Raw genomic sequence first — 25,644 nt, 5'->3', positions numbered from 1 at the left:
TGGCGCCTCACCGGCGCGTTGACCTATTCCCATGCACATTGGCCCGTACGCTTTGGTGAACCGCTTGTTTGTTGCGCCCATGGCTGGCGTGACCGACAGGCCGTTTCGTCGCCTGTGCAAAGCCCTGGGGGCAGGCTACGCCGTGAGCGAGATGGTGACCTCGCGGCGTGATTTGTGGAACACACTGAAGACCTCGCGCCGTGCCAACCATGACGGCGAGGTAGCGCCGATTGCCGTACAGATTGCCGGTACCGATGCCGCCATGATGGCCGAGGCAGCCGCCTACAACGTGGCCAATGGCGCCCAGATCATCGACATCAATATGGGTTGCCCGGCCAAGAAGGTGTGCAACAAATGGGCTGGCTCGGCCTTGATGCAGGACGAGCCTTTGGCTCTGGCTATCGTCGAAGCCGTGGTCGCAGCCTGTGCGCCGCACGGCGTACCAGTCACGCTGAAGATGCGCACCGGCTGGAGCCAGGACAACAAGAACGCCGTGGCCTTGGCCCGTTTGTTCGAGCAGGCCGGCGTGCAGATGCTGACCGTGCACGGACGCACCCGCGAACAGGGCTACAAAGGCCATGCCGAATACGACACCATCGCCGCCGTCAAAGCTGCAGTGCGCATCCCTGTGGTGGCCAATGGCGACCTGACCACCCCCGAGAAAGTGCGCGACGTGCTGGCCTACACCGGCGCCGATGCGGCCATGATCGGCCGTGCAGCCCAGGGCCGCCCTTGGATCTTCCGCGAGGTGGCGCACTTCCTGGCCACTGGCACGCACCTGGCGCCGCCCCTGGTGGCCGAAGTCCAGCGCCTGCTGCTGGAACATCTGGAAGACCACTACAGCCTGTACGGCGACTTCAGCGGCGTACGCACCGCGCGCAAGCACATCGGCTGGTATGTCAAAGACCTGCCGGGGGGCGAGGCCTTCCGTGCCCGTATGAACCTGCTGGAAGAGCCGCAGCTGCAGCTGGCTGCGGTGGACGCATTCTTTTCCGAGCTTGCCGCCACCATGGACCGCATGCCCGAAGCCGCCGACCCCAGCACCCAAGAAACAAGCCCGCATCTGGAGAGTACCGAGTGAGCCAAAAAAGTATCGATGAATGTGTAAGAGCCAGTTTGGCCGGCTACTTCAAGGACCTGGACGGCATTGAGCCCGCAGGCATGTACGACATGATGGTCCGGGTGGTGGAAAAGCCCCTGCTCGAAGTGGTCATGGCCCAGGCCGACAACAACCAGTCCCGCGCGGCCGCCTGGCTGGGCCTGAACCGCAACACCCTGCGCAAGAAGCTGCTGGAACACCGCCTGGTGGAATAAGCCCGCGCCTGCGCGCCTTTTTTATTTTGACTCCCTGACCTTTAGAACCCCATGAACGCACTTCTCTCCGTCTCTGACAAAACCGGTGTCCTGGAACTGGCCCGCTCCCTCCACGCCCTGGGCTATGGCCTGCTGTCCACCGGTGGCACCGCCAAGCTGCTGGCCGACAACGGCCTGCCCGTGACCGAGGTGGCCGACCACACCGGCTTCCCCGAGATGCTGGACGGCCGCGTCAAGACCCTGCACCCCAAGGTGCACGGTGGCCTGCTGGCGCGCCGCGACTTCCCCGAGCACATGGCGGCTTTGAAGACGCATGACATCGCCACCATCGACCTGCTGGTCGTCAACCTGTACCCGTTTGAAGCCACCGTGGCCAAGCCCGGCTGCACGCTGGAAGACGCCATCGAGAACATCGACATCGGTGGCCCGGCCATGGTGCGCAGCGCCGCCAAGAACTGGAAAGACGTGGCCGTGCTGACCGACGCCAGCCAGTACGACGGCGTGGTCGCCGAGCTGCAAGCCACTGGCAGCGTCAGCCAAAAGACCAAGTTCGCCTTGTCGGTGGCCGCGTTCAACCGCATCAGCCAGTACGACGGCGCCATCAGCGACTACCTGTCCGCCATCAAGGAAGACGGTAGCCACGCCCAGTTTCCTGCGCAAACCAATGGCCGCTTCGTGAAGCTGCAAGACCTGCGCTATGGCGAGAATCCACACCAGCAAGCCGCTTTCTACCGCGACCTGTACCCCGCCCCTGGCTCCCTGGTGACCGCCAAGCAGCTGCAAGGCAAAGAGCTCAGCTACAACAACATCGCCGATGCTGACGCGGCCTGGGAATGCGTGAAGAGCTTTGACGTGCCGGCCTGCGTCATCGTCAAGCACGCCAACCCCTGCGGCGTGGCCGTGGGCGCGAACGGGCTGGAAGCCTATAGCAAGGCCTTCCAGACCGACCCGACCTCGGCTTTTGGCGGCATTATTGCCCTCAACCGAACATTAGATAAGGACGCTGCGCTACAAATTTCGAAGCAGTTCGTTGAAGTGCTGATGGCCCCTGGCTACACCGCCGAGGCGCTGGAAGTGTTCAAGTCCAAGGTCAACGTCCGTATCCTGGAAATCGCTCTGCCTACCGGTGGTGCGACTGCCTGGGAAAAAGGCCAGAACGCCATGGACATCAAGCGCATCGGCTCCGGCCTGCTGATGCAAACCGCCGACAACCATGAACTGGTGCTGGCCGACCTGAAGGTCGTCACCACCGTGCAGCCCACGCAACAGCAACTGCAAGACCTGTTGTTCGCCTGGAAGGTGGCCAAGTTCGTTAAGAGCAACGCCATCGTCTTCTGCAAGGAAGGCATGACCATGGGGGTGGGCGCCGGCCAGATGAGCCGCCTGGACTCGGCCCGCATCGCCAGCATCAAGGCCGGCCACGCGAATCTGAGCCTGGCCGGTACGGCCGTGGCCAGCGACGCTTTCTTCCCGTTCCGTGACGGGCTGGACGTGGTGGTAGACGCCGGCGCGACCTGCGTGATCCAGCCCGGTGGCTCTATGCGTGACGACGAAGTCATTGCCGCCGCCAACGAGCGCGGTGTGGCCATGGTGTTCAGTGGCGTGCGCCACTTCCGTCACTAAGACCATGTCCAAGATCACCTCCCTTGCTGCTGTGCTGCTGTGCGCCAGCGGCTGGGCGGTGGCAGCCATCTCGCCGCAAGAGCTGGCCCAGCAGTCCGGCTGCATGTCCTGCCACGGCCTGGTGCACAAGCAGGTCGGGCCGGGCTTTGGCCAGGTGGCGGCGCGCTACCAGGGCGATGCCGAGGCAGCAGCCCGGTTGGCCGCCAAGATACGCCGTGGCAGCGTCGGCAGCTGGGGCCGCATCATCATGCCGCCGCAAACCCAGGTGTCGGAAGCCGATGCGCAAGTGCTGGCGCGCTGGGTCTTGTCCCAACCGCCCGCACCCTGATTTCACCGTTTTGGAGTACCCACCGCATGTCTGATTTCGTCGTCGTTGCCCTGGCCCAGGCCAAACCGGGTTATGAAGCGGCCCTGGTGGCTGCGCAGGCCGCGCTGGTATTGGAGGCGCGCAAGCAGCCCGGCTGCATCGTCTACGAGCTGCATGAAGACGACAGCCAGCCCGGCAGGGTGGTGTTTTTTGAGCGCTGGCGTGACCGCGCCGCCTGGCAAAACCACATCACCGGTCCGCATATCGAGGCCTTCAAGTTCCAGGCCGGCGATTGGATCGCCCATTCCGAGCTCTTGCAGATGCATCAGGTGGCTTGAGCGAAATAGGCCTCCAGCGCAGTATTTATCTGCGCGTGCAGCTATTAATTAAATAGCATCAGGCACGCAGAGGTTGCAACAAGGGCTTTCCCGGCGCCCGCGACAGGATGATGGCGGTGGCCGCCACCAGGCAGGCCGCGCCCGCCGTATACAGCGCGGGGCTGTACGAGAACATCACGGTACGCGTCAACCCGGCGCCATAGGCCGCCACCGCGCTGCCGATCTGGTGGCCAGCAAACACCCAGCCAAACACCATGCCGGCGCGCTCCTTGGAGAAATGCGCCGTCACCAGCTTCACGGTGGGCGGCACCGTCGCCACCCAGTCCAGGCCGTAGAACATGGCAAACAGCGACAGGCCGTATAGCGTGAACTCCGAGTGCGGCAGCCAGAACAGCGACAGTCCGCGCAGGCCGTAGTACCAGAACAGCAGCTTGCGGTTGTCATAGCGGTCTGACAGCCAGCCCGACAGGATGGTGCCGACAAAGTCAAAGGCGCCAATCATCGCCAGCACGGATGCCGCCGGCAGCGCCGCCAGCCCGTAGTCGCCGCACAGCGAGATGAAGTGCGTCTGGATCAGCCCGCTGGTGCTCAGCCCGCAGACGAAGAAGGTGCCGAACAGCACCCAGAAGATGCCGCTACGCGACACGCTGCCCAGCAGCTTGATGGGCTCGGCCAGGCCCATGCGCGTGGCGGCAGGGGGCGTGTCCGGCACATGGGGGTTGGCGCCGTAGGCGCGCAGCCCCAGGTCTTGCGGCCGGTTGCGCAGAAAGCAGAACGCCAGCCCGGCCACCAGTAGGCAGCTTGTAACGGCCGGCAGCACCGCCATACGCCAGCCGTAGCGGTCTATCAGCCAGGTGGCCAGCGGCAGAAATACCAGCTGCCCGGTGGCCGAGCTGGCCGTCAGCAAGCCCAGCGCCAGGCCGCGCCGCTGCTCGAACCAGCGGGTGGCCACCACCGCGCCCAGCACCAGGGCCGTCAGCCCCGAGCCCACGCCCAGCACCACGCCCCACAGCAGTACCAACTGCCACAGCGCCGTCATGCGCGTGGCCAGTAGCAGGCCGGTGGCCACCAGCAGCATGGCGGTGCAGACGATGGTGCGCAGGCCGTAGCGCTCCATCAGGATGGCGGCGAACGGCCCCATCAGCCCGAACAGCACGAAGCGCAGCGCCATCGCGGACGAGATCTGATCGGCGGTCCAGCCGAACTCCTTGCCCAGCGGCTGCAAAAAGGCACCGGGCAGGCCCAGCGAGGCCGCCGAGCTCAACATCGTCAGAAAGGCAATCGCCAGGATGGCCCAGGCGAAATGGATGCCCCGGCGTTGCATCCAGGGTGAGAGGGTGTGTGCAAACATGGCTTGGGCTCAGGTGGGCGTGGACGGGGAGGGCGGCTTAGCAGGCTGCAGGTGGGCGCGCGCGGCGGCCAGCAGTTCGTCTGAAAGGGCGTCGCCCTGGGTGGCGCGCGACAGCAGCAGCGCCCCCACCAGGGTGGACAGCTGGGCCAGGGCCTGGCTGCGGTCGGTGGCGGCGTCGCCCGTGCCTTGCAGTGGTAGCAGCACTGATAGCAAGTCGTTCATACCGGCCAGGTAGGCGGCGCGCACTGGTTTTGCGGCCGGCTCGCGGGCCACGTCGGCGGCCAGGGCGGGCAAGGGGCAGCCGGTGCCGGCGTTGTCGCGGCTTTCAGGGCGTAGATAGCTTTGGAATAGGTGCTGCAGGGCCGCTTCGGGGCTGGGCTGGCTGGCGACACGCTCGGTCCAGCGTTCGTGGGCCTGGGTGAACGCATGCGTGCAGGCCACGGCGGCGAGTGCGTCCTTGGAGGCGAAGTGGCCGTAGAAGCCGCCATGCGTCAGGCCCACTGCCGCCATCAGGTCGGCCACGCTGACGTTTTTGATGCCCTGCTCGCGGAACAGGCGGGCAGAGGTTTCTTCAATAGCGGCACGGTTGCTGTCGGTCTGGGCGCGGGATACGCGGGGCATGGGGTTCCTGGGTCAGGGTTTGAGAAAATAAATTGTAGTTGTCATGTTTAATAGATGTCAATTATCATTAATTTAGAGGAGATTGACTGAATTGGCCTGCGGCGCAGTATTTATCTACGCCAGCAGCTATTGATTACATAGCGTCCAGACGAAAAAAAGGACCGCGTAGCGGTCCTAAGACGGGTGGGGTTGTGGGTTTTCAGCGCCAGTGGCGGTAGCCGTTGGAGTAGCCGAAATTCATCTCTACGCCGATGGGGGCTGGCCGGTAATAGGGCTGGGTCACGACCACCGGGGCGGTGACGTAGGCTGGTGTGGCCTGGTAGTAATCGCTGGAGATGGTTTGCACTGGCGCTTGCACGGGAGGGGCGCTTTGGCCCACCGGCGACACCTGCAGCGCGATGCTGGCGCCGGGGTCGGTGGCTGTAGTGGTGGTGTACTGCCTTCCCGCGTATTCGTAGACCACGTTGTAGCCTACGGTGCGGTTTTCATAAAAATTCTGGGTGTTGCAGCTCTGCACGTTCTGGATTTGCGTCGGGCCTGGGCTTTCGATGCGGTCACCCAGGATGGCGCCGCCAAAAATACCCAGCATGGTCGCCGCCACCCGGCCGCTGCCGCCGCCGATGGCATTACCCACCGCGCCGCCGGCAATGCCACCCATCAGTGCGCCTGCCCCGGATCGCTGTGGCTCTACCGCCACCTGCTGGTTGCTGCACACCTGGCGCGGCACGCTGAACTGCTGCACGATGGGCGTGGATGAGAGAACCCGCCCGGTTTCCTGGGCGAAGGAAAGGCCGCTGGCCAAAGTCAGGGCACCGAGTAGTAGAGCTTTTTTCATCATGTACCTATGACGCGCGACCCCCCTGCGGGGTTTCAGGCTTTACGCAAGAGTTTCAAATTTTTGCAAACGGTTTTTGCATAAAAAGTGGCTCTGGCGCAGGTTTTACCTGCGCGAGTAGCTATGCTTTTGATAGTTCCTTGAAAACCGCCTGTGCGGCTGCCACGGTGGCCTGGATGTCGTCTGCTGTGTGTGCGCTGCTGACGAAGCCGGCCTCGTACAGCGCCGGTGCGATGTACACGCCGCGGTCCAGCAGGCCGTGGAACAGCTGGTTAAAACGCGGACTGCTGGTTTTCATCACCTGGGTGTAGTTCTGCGGCAGTTGCTCCAGCAGGAAGAAGCCGAACATGCCGCCTTCGGAGTCGCCGCAGAAGGCCACGCCCTCGGCATCGGCCGCTGCCTGCAGGCCGCTGACCAGGCTGCGGGTGGATGCCCCTAAGGCCTCGTAGAAGCCAGGTTTGCGGATTTCGCGCAGCGTCGCCAGCCCGCAGGCCGTGGCCACCGGGTTGCCCGATAGCGTGCCGGCCTGGTACACCGTGCCCAGCGGCGCCAGGTGTTCCATCACCGCGCGCGAGCCGCCAAACGCTGCCAGCGGCATGCCGCCGCCAATCACCTTGCCCAGCACCGTCATGTCGGGCGCAAAGCCGGGGATGTGCTTGGCGTACACGCTTTGCGCGCTGCCCAGGGCCACGCGGAAGCCGGTCATCACTTCGTCCAGCACCAGCAGGGCGCCGTATTGGGTGCACAGCTCGCGGCAGCGCTGCATGAAGGGCACGCTGGCGCGCACAAAGTTCATATTGCCGGCGATCGGCTCAATCATCAGGCAGGCAATGTCCTTACCGTGCAGGGCAAAGGCTTCTTCGATCTGGGCAATGTTGTTGTATTCCAGCACCAGGGTGTGCTGCACCACTTCGGGCGGCACTCCGGCACTGGTGGCGCTGCCAAAGGTGGCCAGGCCCGAGCCAGCCTTGACCAGTAGCGCATCCGCATGGCCGTGGTAGCAGCCTTCGAACTTGATGATCTTGTTGCGGCCCGTGGCACCGCGCGCCAGGCGGATGGTGCTCATGGCCGCCTCGGTGCCCGAGCTGACCAGGCGCAGCATCTCCATGGACGGCACCAGTTGCAGGATTTCCTCGGCCAGCTCGACCTCGCGCTCGGTCGGCGCGCCGAAGGAGAAACCCTCCAGCAAGGCCTTTTGCACCGCCTCGACCACCGCCGGATGGCCGTGGCCTAGGATCATCGGGCCCCAGGAGCCGATGTAGTCGGTGTAGCGTTGGCCGTCTGCATCCCAGAAATAGGCGCCCTGGGCGCGCTGCACAAAGCGCGGCGTGCCGCCCACCGCCTTGAAGGCGCGCACGGGAGAATTTACGCCCCCAGGGATAACCTTTTGGGCGCGGGCAAACAGTTGTTCGTTGTGGTTCATGTTCAATTCCTCTGGCGCACAAGCCAAATGGGGTGCGCCTTCAATGTCAATGGCGTGTGTCGTTGGGTGGCATGTCCAGCGCAGCGATGGCGCGCAGGGTGTCTTCGTCGATTTCGGGGCCTTCAGCGCCTGCTTCCCCATCTTCTTCGGGCTGGGCCCAGAACATGCGGTCGGGCAGGATGTGGCCCATGCCAGGGCGGAAGCCGCCGTCCAGGCAGCGGTCCAGGTAGCTCAGGGCTTCATGGGTGGCTTCGGGTAGTTCGCTGCCGCTGGCCAGCAGGGCTGCCAGTGCGGCTGACAGGGTTTCGCCAGCACCGGTGAACACGGCTTCAAACAGTTCGAACTTCTCGCTGGCCACCACGGACTGCGGGCTGGTCAGCACGTTTTCCACGTGCTGGTCGGGCAGCGGCATGCCGGTGACCAGGGTGTAGGCCACGCCCATGGCGCCGGCTGCCTTGGCTATGTCGCGCGGGCTGGGGTTGCGTTCGCTGTCCCAGTCGGGCAGCAGCCAGCGGCGCAGCGTGCTGTGGTTGCCAATCAGCACAGTGGTCTGGGGCAGCAGCAGTTCGCGGAAGGCGTCCAGGTATTCCTCGATCTTGTCTTCGTCCCACCAGGACAGGTTGGGCATGTAGGCGATGACCGGCACCTCGGCATAGTCGGAGGTGATCTCGGCGATCGCGCTGATATTTTCCGGGCTGCCGACAAAGCCGATCTTGAAGACCTGGACCTCAATGTCTTCCAGCACCGCGCGGGCCTGTTCGGTGACGGCCTCTTCGTCGAAGCAGAAGTGGTCAAAAATTTCGCCGGTATCGCGGGTGTAAGCGCCGGTCACCACGGGCAGGGCATGGGCGCCCACCGAGGCCATGGCCGTGGTGTCAGCCGCCAAGCCGGCTGCACCGGTCGGGTCGCTGGCGTTGAACACCATCACGCAGGCTGGGCCGGCGAGATCGTCTACTGCGTCTTCGGCGTCGTCAGCAGGTTCGGTGTGGGGGGAAGGGGGGGAAGTTGCGTTCATGGAGCCTAATTTGACGTGGGGCGCGAGCAAACTGGCAAGGCCATCATAATGCGTAGATACAATCCGTTTCATTCTATTCGAAGGCCTTTTAAGTTGTGACTGAAGCTACTACCTGGATGTGTTTGATTTGTGGATGGATTTACGATGAGGCCACTGGCTCACCGGAGCATGGTATTGAACCAGGAACCCCCTGGGCACAAGTACCCATGAACTGGACTTGCCCCGAGTGCGGCGCGCGTAAAGAAGATTTCGAAATGGTTCAACTTTGACCCGCAGCGACGATTCGTTTTGCGAGTTCCTCACAGGAGTGTGATGACGTGAGTACGACAGCCTCAAGCTTCAAGGTGCTGGTGGTGGACGACAGCAATACGATACGTCGCAGTGCGGAGATATTCCTTAAACAGGGCGGGCACGAGGTGCTGCTGGCGGAAGATGGCTTTGATGCACTTTCCAAAATAAACGACCATGTGCCGCAACTGATTTTTTGCGACATTTTGATGCCCAAGCTGGACGGTTACCAGACCTGTGCGATTATCAAGCGCAATCCGAAGTTCGCCTCCATTCCTGTGGTCATGCTGTCTTCCAAAGATGGTGTGTTCGACAAGGCGCGGGGCCGCATGGTGGGTTCGCAGGATTACCTGACCAAACCGTTTACCAAAGACCAACTGCTGCAAGCGGTACAGCAGTTTGGCATTGCAGTGCAAGGAGCTGATTGATGGCTATCCACCATGTGTTGATCGTGGACGATTCCAAAACCGAGTTGATGTATTTGACCGATTTGCTGCAGAAGATGGGCATGTCGGTGCGGACCGCTGAAAACGCCGAAGACGCGTTTCGACGTCTCGCGGAACAAAAACCAGATCTGATCCTGATGGATGTGGTGATGCCAGGGCAAAACGGCTTCCAGCTGACCCGTACCATCAGCCGTACTCCTGAATATGCCGATGTGCCCATCATCATGTGCACCAGCAAGAACCAGGAAACCGATCGGGTTTGGGGTCTGCGCCAAGGCGCCCGTGACTACATCACCAAACCGGTCGATGCCAGTGAGCTGAAGGCCAAGATACGCGCCCTGGCATAAGCCCCAGTACCTATGGCGAACCGTGAAGCCCTGAGAGAGCTACAAACCCGACTAGCGTCCCGGTTGCAGGCGGCACGCAGCGAAGGTACTGCGGTGCGCTGGTTGGCGGTAGAGGTTGGTGGCAGCCACTTCCTGTTCCCGCTGGCCCAGTGCGGCGAAATCTTCCCTTGGACTCCGGTTCAGCCCGCGGCCTATACCCAGCAATGGTTTCTGGGTGTAGCTAATTTGCGCGGCGGCTTGTTCGGCGTGGTGGACTTTGCGCGATTTCTCGCAGACGCGGTGCCTTCTGCACGCACCGATACGCCTTTGTCCGAGTGCAGCCTGTTGTCTTTGAATGCGGGCATGGATGTGAACTGTGCCCTGCTGGTCAGTCAGTTGTCCGGCTTGCGTGGGCCGGAGTCGTTTACCGCGTCGCAAGCACCTCCAGCCGATGCACCTGTGTATTTCGGTCGCGTCTACACCGACGCGTCGGGACTGGCCTGGCAGGAGGTGAACCTGCTCGCATTGTCCCAATTTCCTTCTTTTCTGAGCATTGGTGCTTAGGTTTTTCCAGAAAGCTGCGCTATGTCCGTTGTAGATCCTCAAACCCAGCCTCCTACGCAAAACTCGGATTTCTCGGATTTGGATACGGTAGCGCAACCTCACGAAGGTGAGTTGGGTACGGCTGCCAATTCAACCCGCGACACTGCACAAGCGAGTTTCGGCGAGAGCCGGTTTGTCGGCACCATCCTCCAGGAACCGCAGGATACGGGTGTGACCTTGCCATTGCTGGGACGGCGCGCAGTCAGCGTGCACCAGCGCATTCTTGCTTTGGTGCTGGTAGTCTCTTTGGCGGTGTTTGCGTCGGCCGCCGGTTATGCGGTGTGGCGTTCCAATAACGTCGCCCAACAGCTCGGCGACGTGGGTACGGCATTGATGCAGTCTCAGCGCTTGGCAAAAGCTGTTTCGCAGGCATTGGTGGGTAGTGCGTCGGCTTTTCCAGACGTGGCAGAAAGCTCTGCTTCGCTGGGAGAAGAAACACATAGCTTTCAATTCGGGGGTGACGATGTTGCTGCTATGGATGCGGAGCTGCAAACGGACGTGGCGGAAATCAAACCCATCGTAGACCGTGCAACCAAAAATGCTGCCACCGTTATGGCGCAGCAAAAGATCTTGACCCAGGTGGGTAGCGCCTTGCGTACCATTAACCGTCAATCTTCGGATCTGTTGGAGATCGCCGAAACCATTGCGTCTTTCAAATTGCAGCAAGCCGCTTCCCCAGCTGAGATTTCGGCGACTGGCCAGTTGGTGATGCTGACACAACGTATCGGCAAGTCGGCCAATGAATTCCAGACCATGGACGGTGTGAGCCCGGAGGCCGTATTCTTGTTGGGCAAAGATTTGAACTCGTTCAAGGAAATTACCCAGGGCCTGAAGGACGGCAGCCCTGAGCTGCACCTGGCCGCCGCCAAAGATTCGGCCACCCGTGAGCGGTTGGATGCCTTGCTGAAGCTGTATGACGAAACCCGAGCCCAGGCCGGGTCGATTCTGGGGAACTTGCAGGGGCTGGTGTCGGCCCGTGAAGCCGAGGTTTCCATCGGTGCCGACAGCGAGCCCTTGCGCCGCAAGTTGGAAGCCCTGCAGGGTAAGCTTTCGGACCGTACCGGTCTGCCAGCCGTAGTTATCGGCCTGCTGCTGCTGTCGGTTCTGCTGGCGTTCCTCAGCGCTGCGGGTCTGGTGAAGCTGCAGCTGCAGGAAAGCCGCCAGCGTCAAGCGTTTGCCGAGCGCGAGCGTATCGATGCGGAACTGTCCCAACGTGAAGCCAAGCGGTTGAACGACGCCAACCAGGCCGCGATTCTGCGTTTGATGAATGAGCTGCAAACTGTGGCGGAAGGCGATCTGACGCAGCAGGCGACCGTGACGGAAGACATTACCGGAGCTATCGCCGACTCGGTGAATTACACGGTGGAAGAGCTGCGCGCGCTGGTAGGCAGCGTGCAGAACACGGCCACCCAGGTGGCCCATACGACATCCCAGGTAGACAGCACCTCGACCGAGCTGCTGGCGGCGTCGACCGAGCAGCTGCGCGAGATCCGTGAAACCGGTCTGTCGGTTCTGGAAATGGCATCTCGCATCAATGAGGTGTCCACCCAGGCGCAAGAATCCGCCACTGTGGCACGCCAGTCTCTGCAAGCCGCCGATACGGGCCTGCAGGCGGTGCAGAACGCCATCGGCGGTATGAATGCCATCCGTGACCAGATCCAGGAAACTTCCAAGCGCATCAAGCGCCTGGGCGAGTCCTCGCAGGAGATTGGCGAAATCACTGAACTGATTTCCGACATTACCGAACAGACCAACGTGCTGGCCCTGAACGCAGCTATCCAGGCCGCGTCTGCGGGTGAAGCCGGTCGCGGCTTCTCTGTGGTGGCCGAAGAGGTGCAGCGCCTGGCTGAGCGCTCGGCCGATGCGACACGCCAGATTGCGGCGTTGGTGAAGGCGATTCAGACCGATACCCATGATGCTGTGGGCGCTATGGAGCGCTCAACCCAGGGTGTGGTGGCCGGAGCCCAGCTGTCGGACAACGCTGGTACTGCACTGACCGAGATTGACCGCGTGTCGCGCCGACTAGCCGAGCTGATCGAGCAGATTTCCCTGGCCACGTCCCGCGAAGCCGAAAAAGCCAACGTGGTGGCCGACAACATCCAGCATATTTTTGCGGTGACAGAACAGACCGGTGAGGGTACACGCAGCACGGCCACGCAGGTGCGTGAGCTCTCCCACATGGCTGAAGAGTTGCGCCAGTCGGTTGCGCGATTCAAAATCGTTTGATCGGTCCTGCGTTGTCGCGCATTGCTGCTAGGGACATTTCTATGCAAGCCATTGAATCCAAGGCTGTTGACTCGACCGAGCAGGACTTGGGGCCATTGGCCTGGGTGCTCGATGAACTGCGTAAGACACTGGAGGTTGCGGTCAAGAGTTTGCGGCGCTATGTGCGTGAAGCGGAAGCTGCGCAAGGGGCCGCATTTGTGCTGCCTGATAGCAGCCGTTTGACCACTGCGCGCCAGCAATTGCATCTGACTGTGGGTGCGCTGGAGATGGTGGGTATGACGCCGCCGTCCTTGGTGCTGCAGGCCATGGAGGCCGCAGTAGCGCGATTTATCGAGAATCCCAATCTATGCAATGAGGACGCTGTTGGCAAGATAGAGCGTGCCAGCTTTGCGCTTGTCGATTATCTGGAAGGCGTGCTGGCGGGCAAGCCGGTGTCGTCCGTAGGCCTGTTTCCTCAGTACCGCGAGGTGCAGGCCTTGGCGGGTGTGAACCAGGTCCATCCGGCCGATCTGTGGCCGATGGAAGCCCACTGGCGTGATATCCCTGCAGCCGTGCCGGTGGTGCCGATCGCCTATTCGCCCGCATTGCGTGCGCGGCTGGACCAGCATGTTTTGAAGGTGGTGAAGACCGGTGACCCAGCAGCCGCGCAGGCTTTGGTGGCCATTTGCCTGGGTTGTGCTGCTGCGCAGAGCCGCCATCCTGACCGTGCGTTCTGGACAATTGCGGCTGCTTATTTCGAAGCCCTGTCCTTGGGCTTGTTTCCTTCGGACGTGTATTCCAAGCGCATCGCATCCCGGGTGTTGACACAGTATGCCGCCCTGGCGCGCGGTGACACGCAGATTCCACCGCGCCTGGCGCAGGACATGCTGTTTTTTTGCGCGCAGACTGTGCCAGTGCGCAGTTCGGATGCGCCCACCCTGACGGCAGTACGCCAGGCATATGGCTTGCAGCGGCATGCTCCTATTGATTACGAGGCCCGGCAGTTCGGTCGTTTCGATCCGGCTTTGTTGGCTCAAGCGCGCAAGCGCCTCGCAGCTGCAGCCGAAACCTGGTCGGCGCTTGCCGGTGGCGATGTCCATCGTTTCAAGCCCGCGCTGGACCAGTTCACCATGGTGGGCGAATCCTTGTCCAAGCTGCACCCTGGCAGTACGGTGCTGGCGCAAGCTTTGGTTGAGGCCGTGGAGGCCACGGTGCGCTCGAAGGTGCCACCTTCTGCCGCTTTGGGCATGGAAGTGGCGACGGCTGTGCTGTACCTGGAGGCGGCGTTCGAGGAGTTGGACCAGGCCGATGAGCAACTGGTCGAGCGTGCCAGCGTATTGGCACAGCGCCTTGCCGATGTAGAGCGGGGTCAGCAACCACAACCCTTGGCGGGCTGGATGGAGGAGCTCTACCACCGCGTAAGCGATCGCCAAAGCATTGGCAGCGTGGTGGATGAGTTGCGCAGTACCTTGACCGAGGTAGAGCAGTCACTTGACCAGTTCTTCCGCACACCGCGCGAGAAAGTGCCACTGGCCAAAGTTGCCAACCAGTTGTCGCAGATGCGTGGTGTCTTGTCAGTGCTGGGCCTGGACCAGGCTTCCCACGCTGTGATGCGTATGCGCGAAGTGGTGGACGGCTATATGTCCGATGATGAAGAGGGCGCGCAAGAGCGTGCGGCCAGCTTCGACCGCCTGGGCAATAGCCTGGGGGCCTTGGGCTTCATGATTGACATGCTGGGTTACCAGCGGGCCTTGGCCAAGAAATTGTTTGTCTACGACGAAGAGATCGGTGAGTTCAAGCTGCTGGTCGGGCGCAGCCCGGTGCCAGCGCATGAAACTGTACAGGTGCCCTTCATGGACTCCATGTTGGATCAACCGCTGGATCTGGAGCTGGGCGCTGGGGAGTCTTTCGAGAGGACCGAGTTGGCTCCCTTGACTGGGCCCGACGGATTCGATCAAGGGTTGGATTTCTTCGCCATGACCGAGCCCATGCCGCTCGACTTACCGGATTCTCGCCCTGCCGAGCCGCAGCCCGTCTTCAGCGTGGACGAGCCGATGCTGGACTTTTTGCCGCTCGACGAGGTGGTCGCTAGCGCCCCCGAGCCCGCAGTGGCGTCGGTTGCAGCGTCGGCGCCCAATGTTGTAGAGCCCTTGCCCGTGCAAGAGGATGAAGAAGCTGAACTGCGAGACATCTTCCTGGAAGAGGCCCGCGAGGTGGTGCAGGCCGGCCTGGAGTCGCTGGACACACTGGCCGTCGAGCCCGTGGATATGGCGGCCCAAACTTCCCTGCGTCGCGCTTTCCATACCCTGAAGGGCAGCGCGCGCATGGTCGGTCTGGCCGAATTTGGCGAGGCTGCCTGGGCGATGGAGCAGCTCATCAACAGCTGGCTGGCCGAACAAACGCCGGCCACTGCAGCGCTGCAAACTTTGTCGCGGCAGGCTTTGCAGGCATTTGGCCGTTGGGCCGACGACATCGCTGCGGGCACCGCCGACGCCTGGACATCCCAGCCGTTCCGGGCCTCGGCCGATGCTTTGCGTTTGGAGCTACGTAGCCTGGCTTTGGCCGTACCGCAGCCCGCATCGGCTGTGGCTGCGCTGGAAGAGTCGGCTGCTGTGGACGCACCAGAGCCGCAGCCAGAGATTCTGGATGTGCCGCAGGACGAAGTCCTTGCAGCGGATCTGTTGGAAGATGAACCCGTACCGGCGATGTCTGCCGAACTGCCTGATGTCACCGTGGCTGAAGAACAGCCCTCGGAACCTGCTGAGACACTCGCAGAGTCCGAGCTGGAGGTAGACGACAACACCAAGGTCATCGGCAGCTTGCGCATAGGCATTCCGCTGTACAACGTGTACCTTAACGAGGCGGACGAATGGTCGCGGCGCTTGTTGACCGAGCTCAGCGAATGGTCGCTAGAGCTGGAGCAGCCCTTGCCCGATACCACGGTCGCGCTGGCGCATTCTCTGGCGGGTAGTTCGGCAACCGTGGGCTTCCAGGCTTTGTCGCAAATGGCGCGGGCTCTGGAATCTGCGCTGGAGCATGTGCAGTTGGAAGCTCAGGGTACGGCCCAGCATGCGCAGATATTCACCGATGCGGCCGAAGACATACGCCGTCTGCTGCACCAGTTTGCTGCAGGCTTCCTGAAAGAGCCCAACCCCACGGTGTTGCTGGCCCTGCGCGACCTGCTGGAGGCCGAGCCTGTTGCAGCACAGGCAACGCCGCCTGCCGAAGCTGCTCCTGCGCTGGATGATGCAGCCGCGCTGGCCTACTTCTCCGAGCTGGAGCAGGTCGAGGAGCCTGCACATGCCGAGCCCGTGGAGCTGCTGTCTAGCCCTGAGCCAGAAGCTCCGGCGGTGGAGCCTGTGCCGGAAGAACCGCTGGAACTGTCGGCAGAGCCTGTCGCTCTCCCCGTACTGGAAGCTGTGGCAGAGCTGCCAGAAGCCGTTCCGCAGGAGATGCTGCAGGACACCCAGGTGCAGCCTAGGCCAGCAGATTTTCATGCGGGTATGGGTGTTCAGGTGCAGGATGCCTTGGCCGATTTCGATGATGAAATCGATGTCGAAGACGCGATTGATGCGGACCTGTTCCCCATATTTGAAGAAGAAGCCAACGAGTTGCTGCCCCACCTGGGCGGCGCATTGCGCCAGTGGCGTGCACGGCCAGAGAACACTGGCGCGCGCAGCGAGGTCTTGCGCGCTCTGCACACCCTCAAGGGCAGTGCACGATTGGCCGGCGCCTTGCGTCTTGGGGAACTGGCGCACCGGCTGGAAACCGCGATAGAGCGGCTGGATGCCGACTCGCTCCAGTCCGCGCAGATCGACCCCTTGCTGTCTTACTTCGACCGGCTGCAGCTCGACCTGGATGGCTTGCGCACCCAGTATCTTCAGGCACCCAGCGCGGCTGTTGTGGCTTTGCCTGTGGCTGCTCCGACGTCGGCGTCGGCGGCAGTGGCTGTCGAAGCCACCCAGACACCTGCGCCGGTGCTGGCCTTGCACACGCCCTCTTTGCCACGGCAGATGGCGCAGCAGTCCGTGCGCGTACGTTCGCAGCTTCTGGATCGCTTGGTCAACCAGGCCGGCGAAGTCATCATTACCCGGACCCGGCTGGAGGCGCGGCTGAACCAGCTCCGCGGTTCCTTGGGCGACCTGACCGGCAACCTGGAGCGACTGCGCACCCATTTGCGCGACATTGAGGTGCAGGCGGAATCGCAGATGCAATCGCGCCTGGCGTTGGTTAAGGATTCGGCCCAGGGCTTCGACCCGCTGGAGTTCGACCGTTTCACCCGCGTGCAAGAGCTGACCCGCATGATGGCCGAGTCGGTGAACGACGTGGCCACCGTGCAGCGCAGCTTGCAGCGCACGATTGAAGGCACCGAAGACGATTTGGTGGCCCAGGCCCGCCAGGCCCGTGAGCTGCAGCGTGATCTGCTGCGCACCCGCATGGTGGAGTTTGAAGGCATTGCCGAGCGGCTGTATGCCGTGGTGCGCCAGGCCTCCAAAGAAACCGGCAAGCAGGTCAAGCTGGACATCGTAGGCGGCTCCATCGAGATGGACCGCGGTGTGCTGGACCGCATGGCGCCCGCATTTGAGCACTTGCTGCGCAATGCTGTGGCCCATGGCATCGAATCGGTGGAACTGCGCGAAGCGGCGGGCAAGCCCGCAGTGGGCTCCATCACCGTTGCGTTGACCCACGAGGGCAACGACATCTCGGTCAACTTCTCGGACGATGGCGCAGGGCTGGAACCTGAGCGCATACGCCGCAAGGCCATCGCCCAGGGCCTGATGGCTGCGGACGAGGAAGTCGATGGCGCAGCTTTGACTGATTTCATCTTCATGCCGGGCTTTTCCACTGCCTCCCAAGTGACGGAGCTGGCGGGTCGTGGTATTGGTCTGGACGTGGTTCGTGCCGAAGTGCTGGCGCTGGGTGGACGGATTGAAACCAGCTCGGTGCCCGGCGACGGCACGCAATTCAAGCTGGTGCTGCCCTTGACCACGGCGGTGACGCAGGTGGTGATGCTGCGTGCCGGATCGTTATCTATCGGTGTACCCGCCAACGTGGTGGAGCAGGTACGCCGCCTGCCGCAGGCTGATCTGGCTAAAGCCTATGCCGAACATGTCGTACCGTTCGCGGGCGAGTCGGTGCCGTTTTTCTGGGCCGGTGCCTTGTTGCAGGCGTCGCAGCACAGTGTGGAGCCTGCCGGCAAAAACAGCTCGGTGGTGATCTTCCGCAGTGCGGCGCAGCGCCTGGCCTTGCACGTGGACGAAGTGCTGGGCAATCAGGAAGTAGTGGTGAAGAATCTGGGGCCACAGCTCTCGCGTCTGCCGGGGCTGGCTGGCCTGTCGGTGCTGGCATCCGGCGCCGTGGTGCTGATCTACAACCCGGTGGCTTTGTCGTCGGTCTATGGAGCGCAGGCGCGCCAGTGGCAAGACGATGGCGGCAAGAAAGATGTGCCTCTGGCAGTGGTGCAGCAGGTGCCTCTGGTGCTGGTGGTGGACGATTCCATCACCGTGCGCCGCGTTACCCAGCGGTTGCTGCAGCGTGAAGGCTACCGCGTAAGCCTGGCGAACGATGGCGTACAGGCTCTGGAGCGTTTGCACGAAGAACTGCCAGCGATTGTCTTGTCCGACATCGAAATGCCGCGCATGGACGGCTTCGATCTAGCCCGTACCATCCGGGACGATGCGCAATACAAACACCTGCCCATCGTCATGATCACCTCGCGCACGGCAGAAAAGCACCGCGAGCATGCACAGGCTCTGGGTGTGAACCACTATCTGGGTAAGCCGTATTCGGAAGAAGAACTGCTCAGCCTGGTGCGCCGGTATACGGCGGTGGAAATCGCTCAGACCTAGCGCTTTGCTTTTGTCTACCTGGAAAGGTAGATGCCAAATAGGCTGCTAGCGCAAGTATTACATGCGCTAGCAGCTATTAAATATGTAGCATCACCCCGGCAGCGCGTTCGGTTTCTTGACCACCGCGTAGCGCAGCAAGGTGCGTGCTCGCGCCGCATCATGCGCCACGATGGGGTGTGGGTAATTTTGGCCCAGCACCACGTCGGCAGCCTGCAGCTCCATGGGCTTGGCCGTCCACGGTGCGTGTATGGCGGTGTTTGGCAGTTTGGCCAGCTGCGGCAGATAGCGGCGGATGAATTTGCCCTCTGGGTCGAATTTCTCGCTCTGGCTGGTCGGGTTGAAGATGCGGAAATAGGGCTGGGCATCGCAGCCGCTGGAGCTGGCCCACTGCCAGCCGCCGTTGTTGCTGGCCAGGTCGAAATCGTTCAGATGCTCGGCAAAGTAGCGCTCGCCCCAGCGCCAGTCCAGCCCCAGGTCTTTCACCAGAAAGCTCGCCACCACCATGCGCAGGCGGTTGTGCATATAGCCGGTCTGGTTGATCTGGGCCATGGCCGCGTCCACCAGCGGGTAGCCGGTGCGGCCCTGGCACCAGGCTTCGAACAAGGCCTTGGCAGGCTTGCCGTGCTCCCAGCCTATGTTGTCGTATTCGGGTTTGAATGCGCCCTGCGCTACATGCGGGAAGTTGCTGAGTATCTGCACATAGAAGTCGCGCCAGACCAGCTCGCTGAGCCACACGCTGGCGCCATGTATCCCCTGGAGTGACATGGCGTGGGCCACGCTGGCCAGTTGGCGTATCGATACCGTGCCAAAGCGCAGGTGCACCCCCAGGTAGCTGGGGCCTTTGACGCTGGGAAAGTCGCGGGTGCTGCCATATTGATCTATGCGATCCAGGAATTCTTCGAACAGACGCTGGCCGCCACTGGCTCCGGCAGGCAGTTTCAGCTGCCCCAGGTTGGTAGCTTCAAAACCCAAGGCCGCCAGGCCAGGCACAGGCTGCGCGTAGTCTGCGGGGCGGGCGGCCAGGCTGGCAGCGTATTTTTCGACCGGGTAAGGTTTGAGGTAAAAGTCGTCCAGCTTCTTGAGCCAGGCATTCTTGTAGGGCGTGAAAACGCCATAGGGCCGGCCTTGCTGGGTGAGTACCTCTTTGCGCTCAAAGATCACATGGTCTTTGTAGGTGCGTAGCGCTACGCCCACATGGGCCAAAGCGCCCAGCACGGCGGCGTCGCGCGCCAGGGCCTGGGGCTCGTCGTCGTGGTTGGCAAACACCACCTGGGCCTGCAGGGCTTGGGCCAGGGCTGGAATGGCTTCTCGCGCTGCCGCATGGCGAACGATCAGGCCAGCCTGCGGTTGCAGGGCGCGCAGGGCCTGGTCCAGATCGACCAGGCTGGCCTGGATGAATTCCACCCGGCGGTCGGAACGAGGCAGGCTGTCGAGTATCTCGGTATCGAAGATGAAAACGCAGTGCACCCGCTGGCAGTGTTTCAGCGCGTGGTAGAGCGCCGCGTGGTCAAAGCTGCGCAGATCTCGGCGGAACCAGACGATGCCGGTGGAGAACTCTTTGTAAGGGGTTTGTACAGGACCGGGTTTTAGCATTCCACGATATTAACGGCCAGGCCGCCGCGCGCGGTTTCCTTGTACTTGGTCATCATGTCGGCACCGGTCTCGCGCATGGTTTTGATGACCTTGTCCAGGCTGACGAAGTGGCTGCCGTCGCCGTGCAGCGCCATACGGGCGGCGTTGATGGCCTTCACCGACGCGATCGCGTTGCGCTCTATGCAGGGGATTTGCACCAGGCCTCCCACCGGGTCACAGGTCAGGCCCAGGTGGTGTTCCATGCCGATCTCGGCGGCGTTTTCCACCTGTTCGGGGGAGCCGCCCATGACGGCACAGAGCGCTGCAGCGGCCATGGAGCAGGCCACGCCGACCTCGCCCTGGCAACCCACTTCAGCGCCCGAGATGGAGGCATTTTCCTTGTACAGCATGCCGATGGCGGCGGCTGTCAGCAAAAAGTCGATGACCCCGCTGGGCGTGGCGGTGGCCACAAAGCGCACGTAGTAGTGCAGTACAGCCGGCACGATGCCGGCTGCGCCATTGGTGGGCGCGGTGACGACCCGCCCACCGGCGGCGTTTTCTTCATTCACGGCCAGCGCATACAGGTTCACCCAGTCCAGCACCTGCAGTGGATCACGCAAGGAGGCCTCGGGATTGGAGCGCAGCTTGGTGGACAGTTCGGCCGCGCGCCGTTTCACCTTGAAGCCGCCGGGCAGCACGCCCTGGGTGCGGCAGCCGCGCTCCACGCAGGCCTGCATCACGTTCCAGATTTTGTGCAGGCCGGCGTCGATCTCGGCATCGCTGCGCCAGTGCTGTTCGTTGCGGCGCATCAACCCGGCGATAGACAGGCCGGTACCCTTGCATTGCTGCAGCAACTCGTCACCACTGTGGAAGGGGTAGGGCAGCACCGTGGTGTCAGGGGCCAGCACCTTTTGCTTCTGGCCGTCGGCTGCTACTTCGTCGCTGACCACGAAGCCGCCGCCGACGGAGTAGTAGCAGCGGTTCTGCAGCTCGATGCCATCGGAATCGAAGGCGATGCAGCGCATGCCGTTGGAATGGAAGGGCAGTGTCTCGCGCCGGTACATGGCCAGATGGTCTTTTTCCTTGAACGCGATCAGGTGGCGCCCGCCCAGGCGCAGCTGGCCGCTGGTGCGGATTGCATCCAGCATCGCGGGAATGGCCTCCACGTCCACGGTCTCGGGGTCGTGGCCCTCCAGGCCCAGCAGCACGGCTTTGTCCGTGCCGTGGCCTTTGCCTGTCGCCCCCAGGGAGCCGTACAACTTTACTTCGATACGCGTGCAACGATCCAGCATATCTTGGTGTGCCAGCCGCTCCGTGAACAGGCGGGCCGCCCGCATTGGCCCTACGGTATGCGAGCTGCTGGGGCCGATGCCGATCTTGAAGATATCGAAAACACTGACTGCCATGGGGAACCTTCTGTTATGACCCATTCTGCGGCGGGCTTTTGGCCAGGCGCAGCGTGGGTTGTGTCTCTGTTTTAGCGTTGTACGCTTTGGTATTGGGGATGCACGAAGAACGGCGCATCCGAGCGCGGCAGGGCGGTTTTGCCGCGGATTGTATCGGCCATCTTTTCAGCCAACATGATGGTCGGCGCGTTCAGGTTGCCGCTGACCACGTCCGGCATGATGGATGCGTCCACCACCCGTAAACCACGCACGCCATGCACCTGGCCACTGCCGTCGGTCACGGCCATGTCGTCGGTCCCCATGCGGCAGGTGCAGGACGGGTGCAGCGCGCTTTCTGCGTGTTCGCGGATGTGTGCGTCGATCTCGGCATCGGTCTGTACCGCGCTGGTGGGTGAGATGGCTTCGCCACGGAAGCGGTCAAACGCCTTCTGTTCAAAGATCTCGCGTGTCAGGCGGATGCCGGCGCGCATTTCCTTGCGGTCCTGCTCGGTGGACATATAGTTGAACAGGATGCGTGGCGCTTCCTTGGGGTTTGCACTTTTCAGCGTGACCGAACCGCGGCTGGTGGGGCGCATCGGCCCCACATGCGCCTGGAAGCCATGGAAGCTGGCCGGTGCACTACCGTCGTAGCTGATTGCCATGGGCAGAAAGTGGTACTGCAGATCTGGATGCTTGACGCCGGCTTCGCTGCGGATGAAACCGCCGGATTCGAAATGGTTGGTCGCTCCCAGGCCGGTGCCCAGTAGCATCCATTCAGCGCCGATCTTGGCCTTGGCCACCGGGTTCATGGCGTTGTACAGGGTGATGGGTTCCTTACAGGCGTACTGCACATAGGTTTCCAGGTGGTCTTGCAGGTTCTCACCCACGCCACGAAGCGCGGCGACCACGGGAATGCCCAGCTTGCGTAGCGCGTCGGGGTTGCCCACGCCGGACAGCTGTAGCAGTTGTGGTGAGTTGATGGCACCGCCGCACAAAATGACTTCGCGCTGGGCGCGCAGCAAATCGGTTTTGTGGCCGTTGAAAACTTCCACGCCGATGGCGCGCGGTGGGCTAGTTTCGGGTTCAAAGGCTACACGGGCTACCAGGGCACGGGTGCGCACCTGCAGATTCGGGCGTTTCAGCGCCGGGCGCAAATAGGCCATGGCGGTGCTCCAGCGCCGGCCCTTGTGTACGGTCATGTCCATCGGCCCCAGGCCTTCCTGGCGATAGCCGTTCATGTCCTCGGTGCGGGCGTAGCCGGCTTGTTGCCCAGCTTCGATGAAGGCGTTGTACAGCGGGTTCACGCAGGCACCGGTGGATACGTGCAGCGGGCCGCTGTCTCCACGGTAGGCGTCGCCGCCCTTGCCACGGGTTTCGGCCTTGCGGAAGTAGGGCAGGCAGTCGGCGTAGGACCAGTTGTCCAGCCCCGGGTAGCTGGCCCAGCCGTCGTAGTCCAACGCGTGGCCACGGATGTAGACCATGCCGTTGATGCTGGACGAGCCGCCCAGTACCCGGCCGCGCGGGCAGTACATGGCCCGGTTGTTCATGTAGGGGTCGGGTTCGGAGTGGTAGTACCAGTTGTACTTGTCGTTGGCCAGCGGGTAGGCAAAGGCCGAGGGCATGTGGATGAAGATGCTGCGGTCGCCCGGGCCGGCTTCGAGCAGCAGCACGGTCACGTCAGGGTCTTCGGTCAGGCGGTTGGCCAGCACGCAGCCGGCCGAACCAGCGCCCACGATGATGTAGTCAAAGCTTTCCGTGCGCATGGTTCAACGGTATCCGCAGGCGACTTGGCCCAGTTCCACATACACGGTCTTCAGCTGGGTGTAGTGCTCCAGCGCGACCATGCTGTTTTCATGCCCTATGCCGGACTCACCTGCGCCGCCAAAAGGGATCTCGATGGGCGTGATGTTGTAGTTGTTGATCCAGCAAATGCCGGCCTTGAGGCTGGCCGCCACGCGGTGGCCGCGTGCACCGTCGCGGGTGAAGACACCGGCGGCCAGGCCGAAGCGGGTGGCGTTGGCGCGGCATACCACCTCGGCCTCGTCGTCAAATACCAGCACCGCCATCACGGGGCCAAAGATTTCTTCCTGCACGATGGCCATGTTGTCTGTGCAGTCTGCAAAGATGGTGGGGGCCACGAAATTGCCCTGCTCGCAGCCTGGCACCGCTTCTGCTGTACCCCCGCACACCAGGGTGGCGCCACCGGCTACGCCCTGGGCGATATAGCCCAGCACCTTGTCGCGGTGGGCTGCGGAAATCAGCGCGCCCACTTCGGTATCCGGGTCGGTGGGGTCGCCCACGCGCAGCAGCAGCGTACGTTCCTTCAGCCGGGCCAGGAACTTGTCTTTGATGTCGCGCTGCACGAAGACCCGCGTGCCGTTGGTGCAGATTTCGCCCTGGGTGTAGAAGTTGGCCATCATGGCGGCGGTCACGGCCTGTTCGAAGTCGGCGTCGTCAAACACGATCAGTGGCGACTTGCCACCCAGCTCCATGGTCACGCGTTTGAGCGTGCCGGCGGCGCTGGCCATGACGCGCTTGCCCGTGGGCACCGAGCCAGTCACAGAGACCTTGGCCACGTCCGGGTGGGCAGCCAGCAGCGCGCCGGTGGTGCCACGGCCTTGCAGCACGTTGAATACGCCGGGCGGAACACCAGCCTCCAGGTAGATCTCGGCCAGCTTCACGGCCGTCATGGGGGTGAGCTCAGAAGGCTTAAAAATCATAGCGTTACCCGCAGCCAGGGCGGGCGCAGACTTCCAACAGGCTATCTGGATGGGGTAGTTCCAGGCGCCTATGCCCACGCACACGCCCAGGGGTTCGCGGCGGGTGTAGGCGAAGGCGTTTTTCAGTGGGTACTGTGCACCGGCCAGGGTGGCGGCGGCGCCGGCAAAGTATTCGATGCAGTCGGCGCCGCTAGCCACATCGACCACGCAGGCTTCCTGCCAGGGTTTGCCGGTGTCTTGCACTTCCAATGCGGCCAATTCGTCGTTGCGTTCGCGCAGCAACTGGGCCGCACGGTGCAGAATGCGGCCGCGCTCGGTGCCTGTCATGGCCGACCAGACGGCGAAGCCGCGTTGGGCGGCTTCAACCGCAGCGTTGACATCAGCTTCGCTGCAGTCGTGTACGCCGGCAATGACGGCGCCGGTGGCGGGGTTGATGGTGGTGAAGTGGTCGCCGCTGCCTTGTACGGACAGGCCATCAACGAAGCTGGGGATGTGATGTTCGGTCATAGTTTTTCTTTTCTGGGGCTGGGACTCAGCGTAGCACTACGGTCTTCATGCCGTTGATGAACACCCTGCGGTCTAGGACAAAGCGCATGGCGCGTGACAGCACTAGGCTTTCGACTAGGCGACCGGCTTGCGACAGATGCAGTGGTGTATCCGCATGGTCCACGCGCTCGACCGACTGCTCGATGATCGGGCCTTCGTCCAGGTCGGTGGTGGCAAAGTGGGCGGTGGCGCCGATCAGCTTCACACCGCGGTCAAATGCCTGCTGGTAGGGCTTTCCGCCCTTGAAACCAGGCAGGAAGGAATGGTGGATGTTGATGACCCGGCCGTGCAGGCGTTCGCACAGCGACTCGGATAAAACCTGCATATAGCGCGCCAGCACCACGAATTCGGCGCCGGTGTCGGCTATCAGCTTTTCCAGCTTGGCTTCTTGAGCAGGCTTGGTGTCGGCGCTCATGGGAATGTGGTGGAACGGCAGGCCTTCGGCTTCGGCCAGCGGTGCCAGGTCGGGGTGGTTGGACACCACGGCGACGATGTCCATCTTCAGCTCGCCACGGCGCCACTGTGCAATCAGCTCGCGCAGGCAGTGGTCGAACTTGGACACCATGATCAGCACGCGGGTGGGCTGGGCCAGGTCATGCACCGTCCACTGGGCTGTCGGGAAGCCTTTGGCCAGTTCGGCAAATGCGCTGCGCAGCACATCCACCGAGCTGCTGAGGCTGAATACGCTGCGTACGAAAAAACGCTCGGTCGTGTGGTCGTCAAACACCGAAAACTGTTCGATGTAGGCGCCGTGCTGGTTCAGCAGGTCGGACACAGCCGCGACCTGTCCCTGGGCGCTGCCGCAGGCCAGGTTCAGGCAAAAATGGGTGGAAGGAGCCGAGGTCATAGCGGTGCGCGTCGGAAATAGATAAAGGTA

21 protein-coding genes are annotated in these 25,644 nt (G+C 62.5%); 11 read left to right on the top strand and 10 right to left on the bottom strand.

Annotation, left to right across the window (positions count from 1 at the left end):
* Nucleotides 1-31 precede the first annotated feature (31 nt).
* From dusB to AC4BBN_RS05100, 5 genes are read left to right on the top strand one after another with little or no spacing between them, the layout of a single operon-like run.
* On the top strand, nucleotides 32-1,081 hold the full coding sequence (gene dusB / locus AC4BBN_RS05120) for a tRNA dihydrouridine synthase DusB (protein ID WP_490590870.1): 1,050 nt from the start codon (nucleotides 32-34) through the stop codon (nucleotides 1,079-1,081).
* Nucleotides 1,078-1,314: a Fis family transcriptional regulator gene (locus AC4BBN_RS05115; protein WP_490590869.1), complete on the top strand. Its 237-nt coding sequence runs from the start codon at nucleotides 1,078-1,080 to the stop codon at nucleotides 1,312-1,314. The genes dusB and AC4BBN_RS05115 overlap by 4 nt, the downstream gene beginning before the upstream one ends.
* A gap of 51 nt (nucleotides 1,315-1,365) precedes the next feature.
* On the top strand, nucleotides 1,366-2,937 hold the full coding sequence (gene purH, locus AC4BBN_RS05110; RefSeq protein WP_490590868.1) for a bifunctional phosphoribosylaminoimidazolecarboxamide formyltransferase/IMP cyclohydrolase: 1,572 nt from the start codon (nucleotides 1,366-1,368) through the stop codon (nucleotides 2,935-2,937).
* 4 nt (nucleotides 2,938-2,941) lie between these two features.
* Nucleotides 2,942-3,265: a c-type cytochrome gene (locus AC4BBN_RS05105; RefSeq protein ID WP_490590867.1), complete on the top strand. Its 324-nt coding sequence runs from the start codon at nucleotides 2,942-2,944 to the stop codon at nucleotides 3,263-3,265.
* A gap of 26 nt (nucleotides 3,266-3,291) precedes the next feature.
* A complete protein-coding gene (locus tag AC4BBN_RS05100) occupies nucleotides 3,292-3,582 on the top strand; it encodes a putative quinol monooxygenase (RefSeq protein ID WP_490590866.1) in 291 nt (96 codons plus the stop codon).
* A 58-nt stretch (nucleotides 3,583-3,640) separates the two neighbouring features.
* Here AC4BBN_RS05100 and AC4BBN_RS05095 read toward each other — a convergent pair whose 3' ends face one another.
* From AC4BBN_RS05095 to thiD, 5 genes are all read right to left on the bottom strand, one after another.
* Nucleotides 3,641-4,933: an MFS transporter gene (locus AC4BBN_RS05095; RefSeq protein WP_490590865.1), complete on the bottom strand. Its 1,293-nt coding sequence runs from the start codon at nucleotides 4,931-4,933 to the stop codon at nucleotides 3,641-3,643.
* 9 nt (nucleotides 4,934-4,942) lie between these two features.
* The gene (locus tag AC4BBN_RS05090) at nucleotides 4,943-5,554 is read right to left on the bottom strand and encodes a TetR/AcrR family transcriptional regulator (RefSeq protein ID WP_490590864.1); all 612 of its coding nucleotides are present in this window, start codon (nucleotides 5,552-5,554) and stop codon (nucleotides 4,943-4,945) included.
* A 199-nt stretch (nucleotides 5,555-5,753) separates the two neighbouring features.
* Complete coding sequence (locus tag AC4BBN_RS05085; protein WP_490590863.1) at nucleotides 5,754-6,389, bottom strand: glycine zipper 2TM domain-containing protein; 636 nt, start codon at nucleotides 6,387-6,389, stop codon at nucleotides 5,754-5,756.
* Between the two features lie 121 nt (nucleotides 6,390-6,510).
* Nucleotides 6,511-7,812, bottom strand: coding sequence for a glutamate-1-semialdehyde 2,1-aminomutase (hemL, locus tag AC4BBN_RS05080; protein ID WP_490590862.1), 1,302 nt, complete (start codon nucleotides 7,810-7,812; stop codon nucleotides 6,511-6,513).
* A gap of 46 nt (nucleotides 7,813-7,858) precedes the next feature.
* Nucleotides 7,859-8,827 (bottom strand): bifunctional hydroxymethylpyrimidine kinase/phosphomethylpyrimidine kinase, encoded by a 969-nt coding sequence (gene thiD / locus AC4BBN_RS05075; protein ID WP_490590861.1) that lies wholly within the window; start codon nucleotides 8,825-8,827, stop codon nucleotides 7,859-7,861.
* Between the two features lie 116 nt (nucleotides 8,828-8,943).
* On the opposite strand from thiD, the gene AC4BBN_RS05070 reads away from it, so the two are divergent.
* From AC4BBN_RS05070 to AC4BBN_RS05045, 6 genes are read left to right on the top strand one after another with little or no spacing between them, the layout of a single operon-like run.
* A complete protein-coding gene (locus AC4BBN_RS05070; RefSeq protein ID WP_490591390.1) occupies nucleotides 8,944-9,096 on the top strand; it encodes a rubredoxin in 153 nt (50 codons plus the stop codon).
* A 48-nt stretch (nucleotides 9,097-9,144) separates the two neighbouring features.
* The gene (locus tag AC4BBN_RS05065; protein ID WP_490590860.1) at nucleotides 9,145-9,543 is read left to right on the top strand and encodes a response regulator; all 399 of its coding nucleotides are present in this window, start codon (nucleotides 9,145-9,147) and stop codon (nucleotides 9,541-9,543) included.
* On the top strand, nucleotides 9,543-9,908 hold the full coding sequence (locus AC4BBN_RS05060) for a response regulator (protein ID WP_490590859.1): 366 nt from the start codon (nucleotides 9,543-9,545) through the stop codon (nucleotides 9,906-9,908). The genes AC4BBN_RS05065 and AC4BBN_RS05060 overlap by 1 nt, the downstream gene beginning before the upstream one ends.
* A gap of 12 nt (nucleotides 9,909-9,920) precedes the next feature.
* On the top strand, nucleotides 9,921-10,451 hold the full coding sequence (locus AC4BBN_RS05055; RefSeq protein ID WP_490590858.1) for a chemotaxis protein CheW: 531 nt from the start codon (nucleotides 9,921-9,923) through the stop codon (nucleotides 10,449-10,451).
* 21 nt (nucleotides 10,452-10,472) lie between these two features.
* Nucleotides 10,473-12,716: a methyl-accepting chemotaxis protein gene (locus AC4BBN_RS05050; RefSeq protein WP_490590857.1), complete on the top strand. Its 2,244-nt coding sequence runs from the start codon at nucleotides 10,473-10,475 to the stop codon at nucleotides 12,714-12,716.
* A gap of 41 nt (nucleotides 12,717-12,757) precedes the next feature.
* Nucleotides 12,758-18,544: a hybrid sensor histidine kinase/response regulator gene (locus AC4BBN_RS05045; protein ID WP_490590856.1), complete on the top strand. Its 5,787-nt coding sequence runs from the start codon at nucleotides 12,758-12,760 to the stop codon at nucleotides 18,542-18,544.
* A 90-nt stretch (nucleotides 18,545-18,634) separates the two neighbouring features.
* On the opposite strand, the gene AC4BBN_RS05040 is transcribed toward AC4BBN_RS05045, so the two are convergent.
* The 5 genes from AC4BBN_RS05040 to purU all read right to left on the bottom strand — a co-directional run bounded on the left by AC4BBN_RS05040 (nucleotide 18,635) and on the right by purU (nucleotide 25,614).
* The gene (locus tag AC4BBN_RS05040; RefSeq protein ID WP_490590855.1) at nucleotides 18,635-20,137 is read right to left on the bottom strand and encodes a cryptochrome/photolyase family protein; all 1,503 of its coding nucleotides are present in this window, start codon (nucleotides 20,135-20,137) and stop codon (nucleotides 18,635-18,637) included.
* Nucleotides 20,131-21,522 (bottom strand): L-serine ammonia-lyase, encoded by a 1,392-nt coding sequence (locus tag AC4BBN_RS05035; RefSeq protein ID WP_490590854.1) that lies wholly within the window; start codon nucleotides 21,520-21,522, stop codon nucleotides 20,131-20,133. The genes AC4BBN_RS05040 and AC4BBN_RS05035 overlap by 7 nt, the downstream gene beginning before the upstream one ends.
* Before the next feature lie 71 nt (nucleotides 21,523-21,593).
* The gene (gene betA / locus AC4BBN_RS05030) at nucleotides 21,594-23,264 is read right to left on the bottom strand and encodes a choline dehydrogenase (protein ID WP_490590853.1); all 1,671 of its coding nucleotides are present in this window, start codon (nucleotides 23,262-23,264) and stop codon (nucleotides 21,594-21,596) included.
* A gap of 3 nt (nucleotides 23,265-23,267) precedes the next feature.
* The gene (betB, locus tag AC4BBN_RS05025; RefSeq protein ID WP_490590852.1) at nucleotides 23,268-24,728 is read right to left on the bottom strand and encodes a betaine-aldehyde dehydrogenase; all 1,461 of its coding nucleotides are present in this window, start codon (nucleotides 24,726-24,728) and stop codon (nucleotides 23,268-23,270) included.
* A 25-nt stretch (nucleotides 24,729-24,753) separates the two neighbouring features.
* A complete protein-coding gene (purU, locus tag AC4BBN_RS05020; RefSeq protein ID WP_490590851.1) occupies nucleotides 24,754-25,614 on the bottom strand; it encodes a formyltetrahydrofolate deformylase in 861 nt (286 codons plus the stop codon).
* Nucleotides 25,615-25,644 lie beyond the last annotated feature (30 nt).

This window comes from Rhodoferax sp. SPJ21, from assembly GCF_058216335.1.
Note: the sequence above shows the minus strand (reverse complement) of the source record. Positions and strands in the feature narration are given on the sequence as shown.